This is a genomic window from Sphingomonas sp. RB1R13 (genome assembly GCF_036663775.1).
Classification (GTDB): Bacteria; Pseudomonadota; Alphaproteobacteria; order Sphingomonadales; family Sphingomonadaceae; genus Sphingomicrobium.
This window is the reverse complement of the sequence record NZ_JAXOJM010000001.1, coordinates 532087-550252: the sequence shown is the minus strand read 5'-3', so window position 1 is coordinate 550252 and position 18166 is coordinate 532087. Positions and strand designations below refer to the sequence as shown.

The window sequence follows — 18166 nt, the reverse complement described above, 5'->3', positions numbered from 1 at the left end:
AAGTCCATGAAAACTCGTGCCGCCGTCGCGTTCGAGGCCAAGCAGCCGCTCGAGATCGTCGAGCTAGACCTCGATGGCCCACGCGCCGGCGAAGTGCTGGTCGAAATCATGGCGACGGGCATCTGCCACACCGATGCCTACACGCTCGACGGGCTCGACAGCGAGGGGATCTTCCCCTCCGTGCTGGGCCATGAAGGCGCGGGCATCGTGCGCGAGATCGGCGCGGGGGTGACCTCGGTTGCGGTCGGCGATCATGGGATCCCGCTTTACACCCCCGAATGCCGCCAGTGTAAGTCGTGCCTCAGCGGCAAGACCAACCTGTGCACCGCGATCCGCGCTACGCAGGGCAAGGGAGTCATGCCCGACGGGACGTCCCGCTTTTCGTACAAGGGCCAAAGCGTCTTCCATTACATGGGCTGTTCCACCTTTTCGAACTTCACCGTCCTGCCCGAGATCGCGGTGGCGAAGATCCGCACCGACGCGCCGTTCAAGACAAGCTGCTACATCGGCTGCGGCGTGACCACCGGGGTCGGCGCGGTGGTCAATACCGCCAAGGTTCAGGTCGGCGACAATGTCATCGTCTTCGGTCTCGGCGGGATCGGGCTAAACGTGCTCCAAGGCGCGCGGATGGCCGGTGCGGGGATGATCGTCGGGGTCGATATCAACCCCGACCGTCAGGAATGGGGCAAGAAGTTCGGGATGACCCACTTCGTCAACCCGAAGACCATTGAAGGCGATATTGTTGCGCATCTGGTGGCGCTGACCGACGGCGGGGCGGACTATACCTTCGACTGCACGGGCAATACGACCGTGATGCGCCAGGCGCTGGAAGCCTGCCATCGCGGCTGGGGGACGTCGATCATCATCGGTGTCGCCGAAGCGGGCAAGGAAATCTCGACCCGCCCGTTCCAGCTGGTCACCGGGCGCAACTGGCGCGGGACGGCGTTCGGCGGGGCCAAGGGCCGCACCGACGTGCCCAAGATCGTCGACTGGTACATGAACGGCAAGATCGAGATCGACCCGATGATCACCCATGTCCTGACGCTCGACGAGATCAACAAGGGGTTCGACCTGATGCACGCTGGACAAAGCATCCGCTCGGTCGTGGTCTACTAGATGGAGACCGTCTCGACCGTCCGCGCTCACGGTGGCACGCAGGGCGTCTACAAGCACGCCTCGTCGGCGACCGGGACCGAGATGGTCTTCTCGGTGTTCGTCCCCGACCATGCCGAAGGCGTGAAACTGCCCGTCGTCTGGTATCTGTCGGGGCTGACCTGCACGCACGCAAACGTCACCGAGAAGGGTGAATATCGCGCCGCCTGTGCCCGCCATGGCCTGATCTTCGTCGCCCCCGACACCAGCCCGCGGGGCGAGGGCGTCGCCGATGCCGAGGGCTATGACTTTGGCCAGGGCGCGGGCTTCTACGTCGATGCGACCGAGGCCCCGTTCGCCGGGCATTTCGCGATGTGGAGCTACGTCACCGACGAGCTTCCCGCGTTAGTCGCGGCCGAGTTTCCGGCCGACCCGGCGCGCCAGTCGATCATGGGTCATTCGATGGGCGGGCATGGCGCGCTTACCATCGGGCTAACCTACCCCGAACGCTACCAGGCGGTCTCGGCCTTTGCGCCGATCGTCGCACCGTCGCAGGTGCCTTGGGGGCAGAAGGCGCTGGCTGGTTATCTGGGCGAGGATCGCGCGGCATGGCGCAAGCATGATGCGGTCGCGCTGATCGAGGACGGAGCGCGAGTTCCGGCGCTGCTGGTCGATCAGGGCGAGGCCGACAGTTTCCTCGTCGAACAGCTTAGGCCGGAACTGCTGGCGGCGGCGTGCAAGACCGCCGGGATCGACCTGACGCTCAGGATCCATCCGGGCTATGACCATAGCTATTACTTCATCTCGACCTTTATGGCCGAGCAGATCGACTGGCACGCGCAAAGACTGACTGCATGAGCAGATCATATGACGTGGTCATCGTCGGCGCCGGGCACGGTGGCGCGCAGGCCGGAATCGCGCTTCGCCAGCATGGCTTCGCGGGCAGCATGGCCATGCTCGGCGATGAGCCCGAGCTTCCCTACGAGCGACCACCACTGTCCAAGGATTACCTCGCCGGGGACAAGGAGTTTGCCCGGATCCTGATCCGTCCCGCCGCCTTCTGGGAAGAGCGCAATGTGACGATGTTGCTCGGTCAGCGGGTCACTGCGGTCGATCCGGAACCGCACACCGTCACTAGGTCCGACGGCGAGGTCATCTCCTATGGCAAGCTGATCTGGGCAACCGGCGGAAGCCCGCGACGGCTGACCTGCTCTGGCCACGACCTGGTCGGGGTCCATGGCGTGCGGACCCGCGCCGATGTCGACCGGATGATCGGCGAGCTTGGCGACACGCGCGAGGTCGTCGTTATCGGCGGTGGCTATATCGGGCTCGAGGCGGCGGCGGTGCTGACCAAGCTGGGCAAGCATGTCACCGTGCTCGAAGCGCTCGACCGGGTGCTGGCGCGGGTCGCGGGCGAGCCCTTGTCGCGCTTCTACGAGGCCGAGCATCGGGCGCATGGGGTCGATGTCCGGACGGGCGCGATGGTCGAGTGTATTGAGGAAGATGATGGCCGCGCCACCGGGGTGCGGCTGGCGGGGGGCGAGGTGCTGCCGGCACAGATGGTCATCGTCGGGATCGGGATCATTCCTGCGGTCGAGCCGCTGCTCGCCGCCGGGGCCGAGGGCGGCAACGGCGTCGCGGTCGATGCCCGGTGCCGGACCAGCCTGCCCGATGTGTTCGCGATCGGCGACTGCGCGGCGCATCCCAACGGGTTTGCCAGCGGAGCGACGATCCGGCTCGAGTCGGTCCAGAACGCCAATGACCAGGCGACTTTGGTGGCCAAGGCGATCGTCGGTGGCGAGGTCGAGGACTATGACTCGGTGCCGTGGTTCTGGTCGAACCAGTATGACCTCAAGCTGCAGACCGTTGGGCTGTCGACCGGTTTCGACGATGCCGTGCTCCGCGGCGATCCGGCAACGCGGAGCTTCTCGATCGTCTACCTCCGCGCTGGCCAGGTGATCGCGCTCGACTGCGTCAACATGGTCCGCGATTATGTCCAGGGCCGCGCGCTGGTCGTCCAGCGCCTGTCCCCCGACCGCGCCGCGCTGGCCGATCCTTCTATCCCCTTGAAATCACTGGTACCTGTGGCCTGATACGACGGATGTCGTGTCGCGAATGTTCACACATGTTCGCGCTCGTGGAGCATTTTTACGTTCCAGCTTTTCGTCCCTGCGGCGGCGCATCACTCCCGCCGCATCGTGACGCGAATGACCGGAACGGGGTGAGTCGAAATGCATTTGTCACGGCTAGGCCGGTCACCCGCCTGTAGGACAGCAAAATCGACAAGGTTAAAGTTTGCCCCAATCGGAGGCCGCAAAAAGTCTCAGACCCCCAGAAGCGGATGGGCGATGCTCAGCCACCACGCGCTGTTCCCGATCGGCACTTCGGTAAGTCCGAGCAGCAACAGCGTGACGGCGCCGATCAAGGTTGCGGGATGGATCGTGCGTCGGCTGGCCAGGTCATAGGCGGCGAGCGATGCGATGAGCCCGAAGAAGATGTACTGGCCAAACGCGCTGATCTCGGGAATGCGACCGATTGCGGCGCCGATCAGGCCGAGGCTGCCCAGGATCACCCACCGTTTGTGATAGTCGGGCTTGTGGGTCAGCAGCATCGCGGCGCCCGCGAGGAGGCCGAACATCGCCAGATCGGCCAGTTCGCCGTAGAAAAATGACAGCGCTGCGTCACCGTCACCGGCCTTGTAATCATGCACCGTGTCGCGCGCCGCCACGATGCTGCCAAGGATAAGCATGGGCAGTACCAGCCAGCGTGCGATCGCCCCGATCGCCCGATGTGCTTTGAGCCGCTTCGTTGCCGCCAAAAACGCCTGGATCACCAGCAGCCCCGTCCACGCGAAAAACAGGGCACCATGGAAGTGGACGACCAGCGGCTTTGACAGTGAGCCGTGGGCGATGGGGATGAAGAAAGTTCGCGAGAAGCCGACCAGCACGATGGCAGCGAATAATAGCGTGAAAGCGATAAAATAGCCGTGGAGCTTGCGCGGAACGGGGCGGGTGCCCCCGCGGCGAACCGGCGCCGCAGGGCCATCGGCAGCTTGGCTTATGCCTTGTCTCATCAGACCCCCTCTGGCGTGATGAGAGCATGGAGCGCCGCTGATCGCAACTGCGCCAAGGTGGGGCGGGGCCGACAACGAAAAAGGGCCCCGCATTGCTGCGAGGCCCTTCTGCTACTTTGGACTTGGATTATTCGTCGTTGCCGCCGGTCAGGAAGGCGGGGGCGAATTCGGGCGCGGGGCCGTCTTCGCGCGATCCGCCACCGTCACGGCGCGGGCCGCGATCGCCACCGCGACCGCCGCCATCACCCCGGGGACCGCGATCGCCGCCGTCACGGCGCGGGCCACGGTCACCGCCGCCGCCGCCCGGGCCACGACCTTCGCCGCCACCGGGACCACGACCGCCGCCGCCATCACGGCGCGGGCCGCGATCGCGATCACCGCCGCCGCCATCGCGACGCGGACGGTCGCCGCCTTCGCGCGCCTCACGCGGAGGACGGGTGTCCTCCAGCTCGGCACCGGTTTCCTGGTCGACAACGCGCATCGACAGGCGGACCTTGCCGCGCTGGTCGACTTCAAGCAGCTTGACCTTGACGTCCTGGCCTTCGCTCAGCACGTCGCGAACATTCTCGACCCGCTCATTCTTGATTTCCGAGACGTGGACGAGACCGTCCTTGCCCGGCATGAACGTCACGAACGCGCCGAAATCGACGATGTTGGCAACCTTGCCCGAGTAGATGGTGCCGATCTCCGGCTCGGCGACGATGCCGTGGATCCAGGCGCGAGCGGCCTCGATCTGGGCGATGTCGCTCGACGAAATCTTGATCACGCCCTCGTCGTCAATGTCGACCTTGGCGCCGGTTGTCGCGACGATTTCGCGAATGACCTTGCCGCCGGTGCCGATGATCTCGCGGATCTTGTCCTTGGCAACCGACATCGTCTCGATGCGCGGAGCATGGGCCGACATTTCGGTGCGGGTATGGTCGAGCGCCTTGGCCATCTCCTCGAGGATGTGCGCGCGGCCTTCCTTGGCCTGGGCCATGGCGACCTTCATGATCTCCTCGGTGATCCCGGCGACCTTGATGTCCATCTGCAGCGAGGTGATGCCCTCGCTGGTGCCGGCGACCTTGAAGTCCATGTCGCCCAGATGATCCTCGTCACCGAGGATGTCGCTGATGACCGCGAAATCCTTGCCTTCGAGGATCAGCCCCATCGCGATGCCGGCGACCGGACGCTTGAGCGGAACGCCCGCGTCCATCATCGACAGCGACCCGCCGCAGACCGTCGCCATCGACGAGGAGCCGTTGCTCTCGGTGATGTCGCTGAGGACGCGGATGGTGTAGGGGAATTCCTCGTTCGACGGCAGCACCGGATGCAGCGCGCGCCACGCCAGCTTGCCATGGCCGATCTCGCGACGACCCGGCGCGCCGAAGCGGCCGACTTCACCGACCGAATAGGGCGGGAAGTTATAGTGAAGCATGAAGCGCGAGTAGCTCAGCCCGTCGAGGCCGTCGATCATCTGCTCTGAGTCCTTGGTGCCCAGGGTAGTGGTGCAGATCGACTGGGTCTCGCCGCGCGTGAACAGCGCCGAACCGTGGGTGCGCGGCAGGAAGCCGACCATCGCCTCGATCGGGCGGACGGTCTTGGTGTCGCGACCGTCGATGCGGCGGCCTTCCTTGAGGATGGCGGTGCGGACGATGTCTGCCTCAAGGCTCTTGACGGCCTTGGACGCCGACATCTGCTCCTGCGCGTCGGCATCGGCGAAGGCAGCCTTGGCCTTGTCGCGGACCACGGTCAGGGCAGCCGAACGCTCGGACTTGTCGGTCAGGCGATAGGCGGCCTCGATGTCCTTGCCGACGACGGTCTTGAGCTTCGCCTTGGCGGCGGTCTTGGCGTCGCTGGTGGCGAGATCCCACGGATCCTTGGCAGCCTTTTCGGCCAAGTCGATGATCGCGTTGCAGACCTTCTGGCTGGCGCGATGGGCGAACATCACGGCGCCGAGCATGACCTCTTCCGACAGCTCCTTGGCTTCGGATTCGACCATCATCACGGCGTTGGGGGTGCCCGCGACGACGAGGTCGAGGTCACTGACCTTGATCTGGTCGGGGGATGGGTTGAGGACATATTCGCCGTCGATATAGCCGACGCGCGCGCCGCCGATCGGGCCCATGAAGGGCACGCCCGACAGGGTCAGGGCGGCCGAAGCGGCGATGAGCGCGAGGATATCGGGCTCATTCTCGCCGTCGTAGGACAGGACCTGCGCGATCACGAGGACTTCATTGTAGAAGCCTTCGGGGAACAGCGGGCGGATCGGGCGATCGATCAGGCGGCTCGTGAGAGTCTCCTTTTCGGTGGCGCCGCGCTCACGCTTGAAGAAGCCGCCCGGGATGCGCCCGGCGGCCGAGAATTTTTCCTGGTAGTGGACGGTCAGCGGGAAGAAATCCTGCCCCGGCTTGACCGACTTGGCAGCGGTGACGGCGCACAGGACGACGGTTTCGCCCAAGGTCGCGAGGACCGAGCCATTGGCCTGACGGGCGACGCGCCCGGTTTCGAGCTTCAGCGTCTTGCCGCCAAGGTCGACTTCTACGGTTTTGATATCGAACATGTTGTTTCCTTCACCCGGGCGCCAAATGCGGCCGGGACATCATTTGCGGGCAATCCGGCCTGCAGCGGTTTCGGGCCCTTTGGCCCTCCCGGAAACGGTCGCCTTATTGCGACTGCCCCAGATGTGCGAAGGGCGCCCGAAGGCGCCCTTGCGGTTACTTGCGAAGACCAAGCTTCGCGATGAGTGCGGTGTAGCGGCTGGCGTCTTCACGCTTGAGATAATCGAGCAGCGAACGACGCTTGTTGACCATCATGAGCAGGCCGCGACGCGAATGATTGTCCTTCGCGTGGGTCTTGAAATGCTCGGTCAGGGTAAGGATGCGGCTGGTGATGATCGCGATCTGGACCTCGGGCGAACCCGTGTCGCCTTCGGTGCGACCATGTTCAGTAATCAGCTTCTGCTTGTTTTCAGCGGTAATCGACATCGGATACTCCTTGATTAGATGTTGAACCCGCGGACGACCGTGAGGCCATCGGTGCCGGCTTCGACCAGGGCCACCGGACGACCAGCGTCGGTGGCAAGGTGAAGGCCCGGTGTCGCGAGCGTCCGTGTCAGCTTCTGTCCGTGGCGGAGCAGGGTGGCTTCTGCGGGAGTGACGGGGAGGGCCGGGATGTCGTCCAGCCCCGCGGATAGCGGGAGGACCGCCCCATCAAGCGAGCGCGCCGTAGCAAGATCGGTCAATTTGTCCAGCGATATCGCGTGGGAGAGGTCGAACGGCCCGGCCTTCGTACGGCGGAGCATGGTAACGTGACCGACGGTGCCGAGCGCAATGGCGATGTCGCGGGCGAGGGAGCGGATATAGGTGCCTTTGGAGACAGTGGCGGAGAGGGTGACGCATTCCAATTCCCCCCGAGCGAGATCGGGGCGGATTTGCAGCAAGTGCACCGTCACCGCACGGGTCTTGAGCGCGAACTCCTCGCCCGCGCGTGCCATGTCGTAGGCGCGCTTGCCGTCGACTTTCAGCGCCGAGTAATTGGGCGGAACCTGCTCGATCGGGCCGGTAAAACGGGGCAGGACGGCCTCGATAGCGGTCAGCGTCGGGCGGACGTCGCTGATGGCGATGACTGCGCCTTCGAGGTCGAGCGTGTCGGTCTGCGAACCGAACGTGATCGTAAACTCATAGACTTTGGTCGCGTCGAGCATCCGCCCGGCAAGCTTGGTCGCTTCGCCGATGGCGATCGGGAGCACGCCCGTCGCCAAGGGATCGAGCGTCCCGCCATGGCCGACGCGATGCTTGGGCTCGCCCGCCTCGCGAAGCGCGCGCTTGACCGCCGAGACGCCCTGGGTCGAACCCAGCCCGAGCGGCTTGTCGAGGATCAGCCAGCCGTTGATCATGTTCTCGGGATGGCAAGGCTCAGCTGGCGCGCCTCGCTCTCGCGCAGGCGGTCGAAGAAATGGCGGCGGCACAGCGCGATATAGCGGTCGTTGCCGCCAATCTCGGTCTGCGCGCCGGCCGAAACGGCATGGCCGTCGGCGTCGACACGCAGGTTCATCGTCGCTTTCCGCCCGCACTCGCACACCGCTTTCAGCTCGACCAGCGCATCGGCCAGCGCGAGCAGCGATGCCGAGCCGGGGAACAGCGCCCCGAGGAAGTCGGTGCGAAGCCCGTAGCAGAGCACGGGGATCTTGAGCTGGTCGGCGACGCGGCACAGCTGGAGGACGTCATCGGGAGTGAGGAATTGCGCCTCGTCGACCAGGATGCAGTCGAGCTTGCGCCGGATCAGCTCGCGCACGATGGCGTCGAGCAGGTCAATCTCGGGCGAGAAAGCGTGGGCATCAGTCTCGATTCCGAGGCGCGAGACGATCTTGCCCGCGCCAGAGCGGTCGTCATGCGCAGCGGTCCACAGCATCGTCTCCATGCCGCGCTCGCGATAGTTGAAGTCGGCCTGGAGCAGGGTCGTCGACTTGCCCGCATTCATCGCCGCATAATAGAAATAGAGCTTGGCCATCAGCGCGAATTCGCGATCGGCCACTCGTCGCGCAGGATTGCGAACAGCACGGTGTCGCGGACATGGCCCGTCCAGGTGATGCGGTCGGCGCGAAGCACGCCCTCGCGCACCGCGCCGAGGTTGCGCATCGCCGCCTGGCTGCGGGCGTTGCGGCGGTCGACGCAGAACAGGACCCGCCGATATCCGCTGGCAAAGGCGCGCTCGAGCATCATCGCTTTCACCCGGGCGTTGAAGCCGGTGCCGCGAAGATGCGGGCGGTAGAACGTGTTGCCGATCTCGATCGTCTGGCGGGCGTCGAGCCGGTTGAGGTAGGCCGACATGCCGGCAAATTCGTCGCCGTCGAACAGCATGAACAAATGCGCGAAAGGGTCGGCGATCAGGCGGTCGATGCTGGCGTCGAAATGGTCGGGATCATAGCTGACGCCGTACATCGCCCAAATGTCGCCGTCCTCGGCGCAGGCGGCGCGCAGCGCCTCGCGATGGTGCTCGGCGAACGGCTCGGCGCGGCAGCCCTCGCCGCTCATCGGCGCGGCGAGATCGGTCATTCCTCGCCGAGATCCTGGGCGACATGTTTGGTCCGCAGCAGCGCGTCGATCCTGCCGCCCTCGTCGAAGCTCTCGTCGGCGCGGAAGCGCAGCTTGGCGGCATATTTGAGCGAGACGCGGCGTGCGACCTCGCGCTGCAGGTAAGCGGTATTGGTGCGCAGTGCCTTGAGCACGACCTCCTCGTCCTGGCCGAGCAAAGGCTTCACGAACACGATCGCGTGGCGCAGGTCGGGGGTCATCCGGACCTCGGTGACGCTGACCAGATGCGACGCGAGCGTATCGTCATGGACGTCGCCGCGAGTCAGGATGTCGGACAGGACATGACGCATCTGCTCGCCAACGCGAAGCAGGCGGACCGATCGTCCTTCGGGGGTTTCAGCAGTGCGCATTCTGTCTCCATTTCCTCTCCCACTGGGAGAGGAAGGGGCCCGCCCGGCCATCCGGGTGGGAAAGTGAGGGTGACCGGCGCACGTTCGTCGCCCTCACCCTTCCGCCGCGGTGCGGCTCCCTCCCTCTCCCAGTGAGAGAGGGATTGTTCACAACGTCCGCGCGCGCTCCTCGACTTCGTAGGTCTCGAGGTAATCGCCCGCCTTGAGGTCGACGAAATTCTGCGTGAAGGTCACGCCGCACTCCAGACCCGCACGCACCTCTGCAACATCGTCCTTGAAACGGCGCAGCGAGGCGATCTCGCCGGTGTAGGTGATGACGTCCTCGCGCGTGATACGCGCTTTGAGTGCCTTGCGGATGATGCCTTCGACCACCAGCAGCCCGGCGGCCTTGCCATGCTTGCCGGCCGAGAAGACCTCGCGGATTTCGGCCTTGCCGACGACGGTCTCGATGATCTCGGGACCAAGCTCGCCGGCCATTGCGCCCTTGGCCCAGTCGGTGAGGTGGTAGATGACGTCGTAATAGCGCAATTCGACCTTGTGACGCGTCGAGATTTCGCGCGCCTTGGCGTTGGGGCGGACGTTGAAGCCGATGATCGGCGCGCCCGAGGCCGAGGCCAGGGTAACGTCGCTCTCGGTGATCGCGCCGACCCCGGCGCTGAGGATCCGCACCTTGATCTCGTCGGTCGACAGGCGGTTGAGCGCGTTGACGATCGCTTCGGCCGAGCCCTGGACGTCGGCCTTGATGACCAGCGGGAACTCGATCATCGTCGAGGCCTTGTCGGCAAACATATTTTCGACGCTCATCGGCGCCGTGGTCGTGCGCTTGGTGTCGCGCAGGCCCTGGCGATAGGCCGCGACTTCGCGCGCGCGCGCCTCATTTTCGACCACGGTGAACGGATCGCCCGCCGAGGGGACCGCGCCGAGCCCGAGGACTTCGACCGGGACCGAGGGACCCGCAGTCTTGACCATCTTGCCCTGGTCGTCGTGCATCGCGCGGACCTTGCCCGAGACGGCACCGGCAACGAACACGTCGCCGACCTTCAATGTGCCGCGCTGGACGAGCACGGTCGCGAGCGGGCCGCGGCCCTTGTCGAGCTTGGCCTCGATCACGGTCGCCTCGGCGGCGCGGTCTGGGTTGGCCTTCAGTTCGAGCAGTTCGGCCTGGGCTTCGATCGCCGCGAGCAGCTTGTCGAGCCCGGTCTTCTTGAGCGCCGAGATTTCGACGTCCTGGACGTCGCCGCCCATGTCCTCGACCACGATCTCGTGCTGGAGGAGCTCCTCGCGAACCTTTTGCGGCTTAGCCTCGGGCTTATCGATCTTGTTGATCGCCACGATCATCGGCACGCCAGCGGCCTTAGTCTGGTTGATCGCCTCGATCGTCTGTGGGCGAAGGCCATCGTCGGCGGCCACGACCAGCACGACGATGTCGGTGACGTTGGCGCCGCGCTGGCGCATTTCGGTAAAGGCTTCATGGCCGGGCGTGTCGAGGAAGGTGATCTTCGAGCCGTCGGGGATGGTCACCTGATAGGCGCCGATATGCTGGGTAATTCCGCCGGCTTCGCCCGACTGGACCGAAGCGCCGCGAATGGCGTCGAGCAGCGAGGTCTTGCCGTGATCGACATGGCCCATGATCGTGACCACCGGCGAGCGCGTTACCATCGTGGCATCGGCATCGACGTCGGCGGCCGAGTCGATGTCGACATCGCTCTCGCTGACGCGTTTGATGGTGTGGCCATATTCGGTGATCAGCAGTTCGGCCGTATCCTGGTCGATGACGTCCTGCTGGGTCGAGGGCAGGCCCATCTTGAACAGCGACTTGATCAGGTCGGATCCGCGCTCGGCCATGCGATTGGCGAGCTCCTGGACGGTGATGCCTTCGGGCACGACGACTTCGCGGAACTGCTTGGACGACGGTCCGGCCGACTGTTGCGAGCGTTTCTGCTTCTCGCGCTCGCGGCGAAGCGCGGCCAGGCTGCGGGCACGATTATCGTCTTCACCGGCCAACGCCTTGGTGACGGTCAGCTTGCCCGAGTGGCGGCGATCGTCACCCATCTTGCCGCGCGCCGGGCGCACGATTTCGGGACGCTTGACGACCTGGACCGGGCCGGGCTTGCGATAGACGCGGTCGTCGCCGGGGGCGGCGCTGGCGCCAGCATCGGGCTCGTCGGGGGCAGCGGCGTCGACGGACGGCGCGGGAGCTTCCTCGGGGGGCAAGGCGGCGACGCGCGCGGCCTCGACCACGGCGGCCTCATCGGCCTTGCGATTATCTTCGGCGCGGCGCTTTTCTTCCTCGGTCTGTTCGACCTTGGCGCGATCGTCGCGGCGACGGGCGTTCTCGAGCGCCGACATGCGGGCTTCGTCGGCCTCGCGCAGCAGCTGTGCCTGAAGCTCGCGGCGAGCACCGATATCGTCGGCCGGGCGGCGCTGGACGGGGGCAGGCGGGGGCGGGGCGGCGCGGACGGGCGCCGGTGGCGGCGTGGGCGCAGCCGCAACGGGCGCCTCGACCACAGGGGCCGCAGCTTCACCGGGCTTGCCGAGAATGCGGCGCTTCTTGACCTCGACCACGACGGTATTCGATCGGCCATGGCTAAAGCTCTGCTTCACCTTGCCGGTCTCGACCGTGCGCTTGAGGCCCAGCGGGGGCCGGGTGCCAAGCTTGGGCTTGTCGCTCTGGTCGGTCATTCTTGTCCTTCGTCTTCGTCAGTCGAGCCAGCGGCTTGAGCGGCGCGCTGGCCGCCCTCTAGCCCGGCATCGGGATCATTGAAAGCACGCCACCGGGCAATCGCGCTGGATACGCGAGCGGCGGCGGCGGCATCGGTCAGCGCGATATGTACCACATTTTCGCGGCCAAGCGCCATCGACAAGATGGTGCGGGTTTCGGGAAAAACCATACCCCGGTCATGGCCGCGACGGTCGGCACCGCCGACTCGCCACGCGGCGTCAAGTTTCTTGTTGCCGTCTATGCTGGCGTCGGCGGCGTGGATCAGCAGGTGGACCTGGCCAGACCGGCACGCCGTCTCGACCTTGTCCGAGCCCGACAGCAGGGTGCCGCCGCGCGCTTCAAGCCCCAGCCGGTCGAGCAAATGCTGGCGAAGCGCGCCTTCGATCTTCTCGCCAAGGTCGGCAGGAATGGCGAGGTCACTGGTCTTGAACGCGCGGGCGAGCGCGCCCTTCAGCTTGCCCTTGGCGTTGGCGGCGTCGAGTGCGGCGCGGCCGACCCCGATCCACGCGCCGCGCCCAGGGGCTCGGGCACGCACGTCGGGCGCGACCTGGCCGTCGGGGCCGAGCGCCAGGCGGATCAGCGTATCACGCGTTCCGGGCGCACGGCTGAGGACGCAGGTGCGGACATTGTCCGCCGCCCGCGCCGCTCGCCCGTTGACGGGGCCGTCCAGCGTCGATGGATCGCCTAGCGGGTCATTCTGCTTGTTCCGCAACCGCGTCCTCCCCAGTCGGAGCAGCAGTAGCGTCTTCGTCCTCGAACCAGTGCGCGCGGGCGGCCATGATGATCTCATTGCCCTGCTCTTCGGTCAGGTTGAAATCGGCCAGCAAACCGCCCTTGTCCTCGGGCCGCTTGACTGCGGTTTCGGCCCGTCGGCGCGGCTCCTGGCGCTTCTTCTGGATCAGCTCGTCAGTGGCGAGGTCGGCAAGATCGTCGAGCGTGCGGATATTGGCCTTGCCCAGCACGACCAGCATCACTTCGGTCATGTGCGGCAGCTCGGCCAGCGCATCGTCGACGCCAAGGGTACGGCGCTGCTCGCGCGACGCGGCTTCGCGGCGTTCGAGCGCTTCGGCGGCGCGGCTCTGGAGTTCGCCGGCGATCTCGTCGTCGAGCCCTTCGATCGAGGCGATTTCGTCGCTGTCGACGTACGCGACTTCCTCCATCGAGGTGAAGCCTTCGGCGACCAGCAATTGGGCAAGCGTCTCGTCGACGTCGAGTTCTTCCTGGAACATCGTCGAGCGTTCGATGAATTCGCGCTGGCGCTTCTCGCTGGCATCGGCCTCGGTGAGAATGTCGATCTGGCTGTTGGTCAGCTGCGACGCGAGACGGACGTTCTGGCCGCGGCGACCGATGGCGAGCGAAAGCTGGTCATCGGGAACGACCACCTCGATCCGGCTCTCTTCCTCGTCGATGACGACGCGGGCGACGGTCGCGGGCTGGAGCGCGTTGACGACGAAGGTCGCCAGATCCTCGCTCCACGGGATGATGTCGATCTTTTCGCCCTGCATTTCCTGGACGACCGCCTGAACGCGGCTGCCCTTCATGCCGACGCAGGCGCCGACCGGGTCGATGCTGCTGTCATAGCTGATGACGCCGATCTTGGCGCGGCTGCCCGGGTCGCGGGCGGCGGCCTTGATCTCGATGATCCCGTCGTAGATTTCGGGGACTTCCTGCGCGAACAATTTCTTCATGAAATCGGGGTGGGCGCGGGACAGGAAGATTTGCGGACCGCGCGCCTCACGGGCCACGCGCAGGATCAGGCTGCGGATGCGGTCGCCAACGCGGACCATTTCGCGCGGAATCTGCTGGTCGCGGCGGATGACGCCCTCGGCGCGGCCCAGGTCGACAACGACATGGCCGAACTCGACCCGCTTGACGACGCCGGTGATGACTTCGCCGCCGCGTTCCTTGAATTCTTCATATTGCCGGTCGCGCTCGGCGTCGCGGACCTTCTGGAAGATGACCTGCTTGGCGGCCTGGGCGGCGATGCGACCGAACTCGATCGGGGGCAGCGGATCGACGATGAAGTCGCCGATCGCGGCGTCCTTCTGCAGCTTCTGCGCGCCCTTCAAATCGACCTGCTTGAAATAATCATCGACCTCTTCGGTGACTTCGACGACGCGCCACAAGCGAAGGTCGCCCGTGACGGGATCGAGCTTGGCGCGAATATCGTTCTCGGCGCCGTAGCGGGCGCGGGCGGCGCGCTGGATGGCATCCTCCATCGCCTCGATGACGATCGCGCGATCGATCAGTTTCTCCTTGGCGACCGCGTCGGCGATGGCGAGAAGCTCGGCCTTGTTGGCGCTCGGACCGGCGGTCTGGGGGGCAGCGGTAGCCATTTAACTCTCCGTCTTGATGGTATCGGCGCCGTCGGTGCTGATCGGCGCAGTCGCGTTGATGAGCTTGTCGGTCAGCAGCAATTTTGCCGCGGCGATCGACGAGAAGGGAAAGGAGCGTTGCCCCTTGGGACTGGTGATCGTGACAGTCCCGCCGTCGTCGATCCCGTCGATGATCCCGCTGACCTGCTTGGCGCCGTCCTGCGGTTCGGTGAACTTGACGCGCACTTCATGCCCGGCCCAGTCGGTATAGTCCGCCGCACGGGTCAGCGGGCGGTCGATCCCGGGGGACGAGACTTCGAGCCGATAGGCGCCCTCGACCGGGTCGCGCCCGGCGGCTTCTTCGGCATCGATCACGTCCGAAATCCGCCGCGACAGGGCCTCGCAATCGGCGAGCTCAAGCTGCCGGGTCGAGGCTTTCTCGGCCATCACCTGAAGCGTGGGGTCCGATGCCCCGCCGATCATGATCACGCGCACGAGGCTGAGCCCGAGGGCTTCGGCCTCAGGCGTGATGAGCGACGTGATGGTGGCGATATCGGCCAAGCAAGGGTCCTGAATCAAAATAAGCAGTCTCGGCGCCGGGTTCCGGAAGGAACCCAGCCTCAGCATCCGGCGATGTCGAGGAGTGCAGATGATATAGGCGCGTCGCCGAGTCGGCGCAAGCGGTCCGCTTAGCCCCTCAGTGCGACCCCCTCGGCGCGGATGCGGATGGCGAGGACGGCGGCGTTGAGGAGCGAGAAGACGATTGCGGTTCGCACCAGACCGAACACCAGCGGGAGGACCAGAATCTCGCCGATCACGATCAAATAATTGGGGTGATTGACGAAGCGATACGGGCCGCGCGCGACAAGCGTCTCGCCCGGCAGGATGATGATCCGCGTCGTCCATCGCGGGCCAAGCGTTCGCAGCGTCCAGATGCGCAGGCCAGTCAGCACCCCGAACAGTATCAGGAAGCCGATATGGACCGGCCTGCCCGGCGCCTGGAGCCATAGCGCGGCAAGCCAGGCGATGTGGACCGCGACGATCAGCGGGTAATGGCCCGGCGCGACTTCATGCGCGCCCTGCTCCACCAGCCGCTTCGTATTGGCCCTGGCGACAGGAAGCTCGCTCACCCGCTGGAGCGTAACGAAGCTCAATATGGCGATCGCCGGCCACAGCGGGCCGGGGCCGAACGGGATCATGCCGGGCGTTTCAACGATAGCGCCGCCAGCGTGAACCCCGGCCCGAGCGCAGTCATCAACGTGCGCGACGGCAGCCCGCGCTCGATCAGCGCCTCCAGCACGAACAGCACCGTCGGGGCGGACATGTTGCCATGCTTGCGAAGCACGGCGCGTTCGATGTCGAGCGTTCCGGTCTGCAGGCCCAGCGCGCTCTCCATCGCGGTCAGCACCTTGGCCCCGCCGGGGTGGCTGCACAGCCGGTCGACGTCGGCAAAGCTCAGGCCCAGCCCGTCGAGAATCGCATCGAGCCCCTCGCGCAAATTGCTTTCGAGGAACGGCGGGATGGCGCGGTCGAAGACGACGGCGAGCCCGGGATCCTCGACCCGCCAGCCCATGATCTCGAGCGTTCCGGGCCATAGCCGCTCGCCCGATCCCTCGACATGGGCGAGCGCGTCGCCCTCGGTCGAGATCACCGCCGCAGCGGCGCCATCGCCGAACAGCGCGGTGGCGACGATCGCGGCAGGGTCGTCGCTGTCGAGGCGGATCGAGATCGAGCAGGTCTCGACCGTGACGAACAGCCAGCGCGAGCCAGGCTCGGCCGCGGCCAGTCGTGCGGCGGTGGCGAGGCCGCTCACGCCGCCAGCACAGCCAAGCCCGAACACCGGGACCCGGCGGATGTCGGGGCGGAAACCGATCGCCTGCGCATTGCGTGCCTCGAGGCTCGGCGTGGCGATGCCGGTGGTCGAGACCGCGACGACTCCGTCGATATCGGTCGGGCTCAGCCCGGCGCGTTCGATCGCGGCGCGGGCGGCGTCGACGAACAACGTGTCGGCGGCGGCAAGATAGGCCTTGTTGCGCTCGGCCCAGCCGTGATTTTCGCCATACCAGGCAAGCGGCGCGACCAGCTGGCGCTCGTCGATCCCGGCATTGTCGAACACCCCCGACAGCCGGTCGAACAAGGCCTTGCGGCCGGCGAACAGCGCGCGGCCGGTCGCCTTCGCCTCGTCCTGGCTGATCGGGAAGGGGGGGCTTGCGGTCGCGAGCGAAAGGAGGGAAGCGGTCAGGGGGAAACTTTCACTGGTGCGGGGGAGTAACGGTCGTCATGAGCTACTTGATGCAAAGCCCGCTGGCACGAACATTGTTCCTTGTCGCCACGCTTGCCGCCTGTTCGGCCGGGCCGGCGAGCGAGGCGGAGAGCAAGGCCAAGGCCAACACTGGCCCCACCAAGCCGTTCGTCGCGACTCCGGTGGGAACGTTCGATACGCCGTTCGCGATGGCCTTCCTGCCCGACGGGTCGGCGCTGGTGACCGAAAAGGCGGGGCATCTGCAGCATTGGCGTTCAGGCCAGCCCAACGCCGAAGTCGCCGGCGTCCCGGCGGTCAAGGCCGGCGGGCAGGGCGGGCTGCTCCACGTCACATTGTCGCCGGGCTTCACGAGCGACCGGACGGTCTACCTGACTTACTCCGAACCGTCGGCCAATGGCGGCGCCGGGCTGGCGATGGCGCGCGGGATGCTGGGGGAGGCCGGCGGGCGCATGCAGCTGACCGGCGTCCGTGTCCTTTGGCATGATCCGCAGGGCGGCAAGGGCGGGCAATATGGCGGGATCATCGCCTTCGCGCCCGATGGCCGGTCGCTCTTCCTAAGCTCGGGCGAGCGACAGCGCTTCACCCCCGCGCAGGATGCGAGCCAGCCGCTCGGCAAGATCCTTCACCTGACCCTAGACGGCCAGCTCGCGACCGGCAATTTCGGGGCGGGCAAGGTCGGGGCAGCGAGCACCACCCTCACCGATCCGCCGGCCAATAGCAGTGCGGCGAAGACCGCGCGCGGGCGCGGCTTCAGCTGGCCCGGCGCCAATCGCACCCCTGCCGAAACCTGGTCGAGCGGCCACCGCAACCCCTACGGTCTCGCGTTCGACGAGGCCGGTCGACTGTGGGAAACCGAGATGGGGCCGCAGGGCGGCGACGAGCTGAACCTCATCAAGCCCGGCGCCAACTATGGCTGGCCGAACGCCTCGAACGGCAGCAACTACGACGACAGCGACATCCCCGATCACCGTCCCGGGGACGGCTACGAAGCCCCCAAGACATGGTGGAACCCGTCGATCTCCCCCGGCGGCCTGATCATCTATCGCGGCGGCAAGTGGCCACAATGGAAAGGCGACGCCTTCATCCCCGCTCTGTCCGCCAACGCCCTTATCCGCGTCCATCTCTCAGGCGAAAGTGCGACGAAAGCCGATCAATGGGACATGGGCGAACGGATCCGCAGCGTGGCACAAGGGCCGGGAGGGGAGATTTACGTGCTGGAGGATGGGAGCGGAGCGCGGCTACTGAGGCTGGACAAGGCCCGATAGTGCGCGGCGCG

Annotated in this window: 17 protein-coding genes; 4 read left to right on the top strand and 13 right to left on the bottom strand. The window is 66.1% G+C overall.

The features are described 5' to 3' along the window. Nucleotides 1-6: 6 nt before the first annotated feature. From U1700_RS02645 to U1700_RS02635, 3 genes are read left to right on the top strand one after another with little or no spacing between them, the layout of a single operon-like run. On the top strand, nucleotides 7-1116 hold the full coding sequence (locus U1700_RS02645; RefSeq protein ID WP_332749887.1) for an S-(hydroxymethyl)glutathione dehydrogenase/class III alcohol dehydrogenase: 1110 nt from the start codon (nucleotides 7-9) through the stop codon (nucleotides 1114-1116). Further along, nucleotides 1117-1950: an S-formylglutathione hydrolase gene (gene fghA / locus U1700_RS02640; protein ID WP_332749885.1), complete on the top strand. Its 834-nt coding sequence runs from the start codon at nucleotides 1117-1119 to the stop codon at nucleotides 1948-1950. Further along, nucleotides 1947-3185: an NAD(P)/FAD-dependent oxidoreductase gene (locus tag U1700_RS02635; protein ID WP_332749883.1), complete on the top strand. Its 1239-nt coding sequence runs from the start codon at nucleotides 1947-1949 to the stop codon at nucleotides 3183-3185. Before fghA ends, U1700_RS02635 begins: the two co-directional genes overlap by 4 nt. 230 nt (nucleotides 3186-3415) lie before the next feature. On the opposite strand, the gene U1700_RS02630 is transcribed toward U1700_RS02635, so the two are convergent. The 13 genes from U1700_RS02630 to U1700_RS02570 form a co-directional block, all read right to left on the bottom strand. Then, on the bottom strand, nucleotides 3416-4165 hold the full coding sequence (locus tag U1700_RS02630) for a hypothetical protein (protein WP_332749881.1): 750 nt from the start codon (nucleotides 4163-4165) through the stop codon (nucleotides 3416-3418). Between the two features lie 127 nt (nucleotides 4166-4292). Continuing rightward, a complete protein-coding gene (gene pnp / locus U1700_RS02625) occupies nucleotides 4293-6707 on the bottom strand; it encodes a polyribonucleotide nucleotidyltransferase (protein WP_332749879.1) in 2415 nt (804 codons plus the stop codon). Between the two features lie 154 nt (nucleotides 6708-6861). Further along, a complete protein-coding gene (gene rpsO, locus U1700_RS02620) occupies nucleotides 6862-7131 on the bottom strand; it encodes a 30S ribosomal protein S15 (RefSeq protein WP_332749877.1) in 270 nt (89 codons plus the stop codon). Between the two features lie 14 nt (nucleotides 7132-7145). Then, the gene (gene truB, locus U1700_RS02615; RefSeq protein ID WP_332749875.1) at nucleotides 7146-8042 is read right to left on the bottom strand and encodes a tRNA pseudouridine(55) synthase TruB; all 897 of its coding nucleotides are present in this window, start codon (nucleotides 8040-8042) and stop codon (nucleotides 7146-7148) included. Continuing rightward, on the bottom strand, nucleotides 8039-8656 hold the full coding sequence (locus U1700_RS02610; protein ID WP_332751112.1) for a thymidine kinase: 618 nt from the start codon (nucleotides 8654-8656) through the stop codon (nucleotides 8039-8041). The genes truB and U1700_RS02610 overlap by 4 nt, the downstream gene beginning before the upstream one ends. Further along, nucleotides 8656-9201 (bottom strand): GNAT family N-acetyltransferase, encoded by a 546-nt coding sequence (locus U1700_RS02605; RefSeq protein WP_332749873.1) that lies wholly within the window; start codon nucleotides 9199-9201, stop codon nucleotides 8656-8658. The genes U1700_RS02610 and U1700_RS02605 overlap by 1 nt, the downstream gene beginning before the upstream one ends. Further along, nucleotides 9198-9590, bottom strand: a complete 393-nt coding sequence (gene rbfA, locus U1700_RS02600) for a 30S ribosome-binding factor RbfA (RefSeq protein WP_332749871.1) — start codon at nucleotides 9588-9590, stop codon at nucleotides 9198-9200. The genes U1700_RS02605 and rbfA overlap by 4 nt, the downstream gene beginning before the upstream one ends. Before the next feature lie 147 nt (nucleotides 9591-9737). Continuing rightward, nucleotides 9738-12272, bottom strand: a complete 2535-nt coding sequence (gene infB / locus U1700_RS02595) for a translation initiation factor IF-2 (RefSeq protein WP_332749869.1) — start codon at nucleotides 12270-12272, stop codon at nucleotides 9738-9740. Then, entirely contained in the window at nucleotides 12269-13024 is a 756-nt protein-coding gene (locus tag U1700_RS02590; RefSeq protein ID WP_443025868.1) for a DUF448 domain-containing protein, read from the bottom strand. Before U1700_RS02590 ends, infB begins: the two co-directional genes overlap by 4 nt. Then, entirely contained in the window at nucleotides 13005-14648 is a 1644-nt protein-coding gene (nusA, locus tag U1700_RS02585; protein WP_332749867.1) for a transcription termination factor NusA, read from the bottom strand. Before nusA ends, U1700_RS02590 begins: the two co-directional genes overlap by 20 nt. Further along, nucleotides 14649-15188: a ribosome maturation protein RimP gene (gene rimP, locus U1700_RS02580; protein WP_332749865.1), complete on the bottom strand. Its 540-nt coding sequence runs from the start codon at nucleotides 15186-15188 to the stop codon at nucleotides 14649-14651. Nucleotides 15189-15316: 128 nt separating this feature from the next. Next, nucleotides 15317-15826: an isoprenylcysteine carboxyl methyltransferase family protein gene (locus tag U1700_RS02575; protein ID WP_332749863.1), complete on the bottom strand. Its 510-nt coding sequence runs from the start codon at nucleotides 15824-15826 to the stop codon at nucleotides 15317-15319. Continuing rightward, on the bottom strand, nucleotides 15823-16764 hold the full coding sequence (locus U1700_RS02570) for a type III polyketide synthase (RefSeq protein ID WP_332749861.1): 942 nt from the start codon (nucleotides 16762-16764) through the stop codon (nucleotides 15823-15825). The genes U1700_RS02575 and U1700_RS02570 overlap by 4 nt, the downstream gene beginning before the upstream one ends. A gap of 143 nt (nucleotides 16765-16907) precedes the next feature. Here U1700_RS02570 and U1700_RS02565 point away from each other — a divergent pair, with 143 nt between their 5' ends. Beyond that, nucleotides 16908-18155, top strand: a complete 1248-nt coding sequence (locus tag U1700_RS02565) for a PQQ-dependent sugar dehydrogenase (protein ID WP_332749859.1) — start codon at nucleotides 16908-16910, stop codon at nucleotides 18153-18155. Nucleotides 18156-18166: the final 11 nt, after the last annotated feature.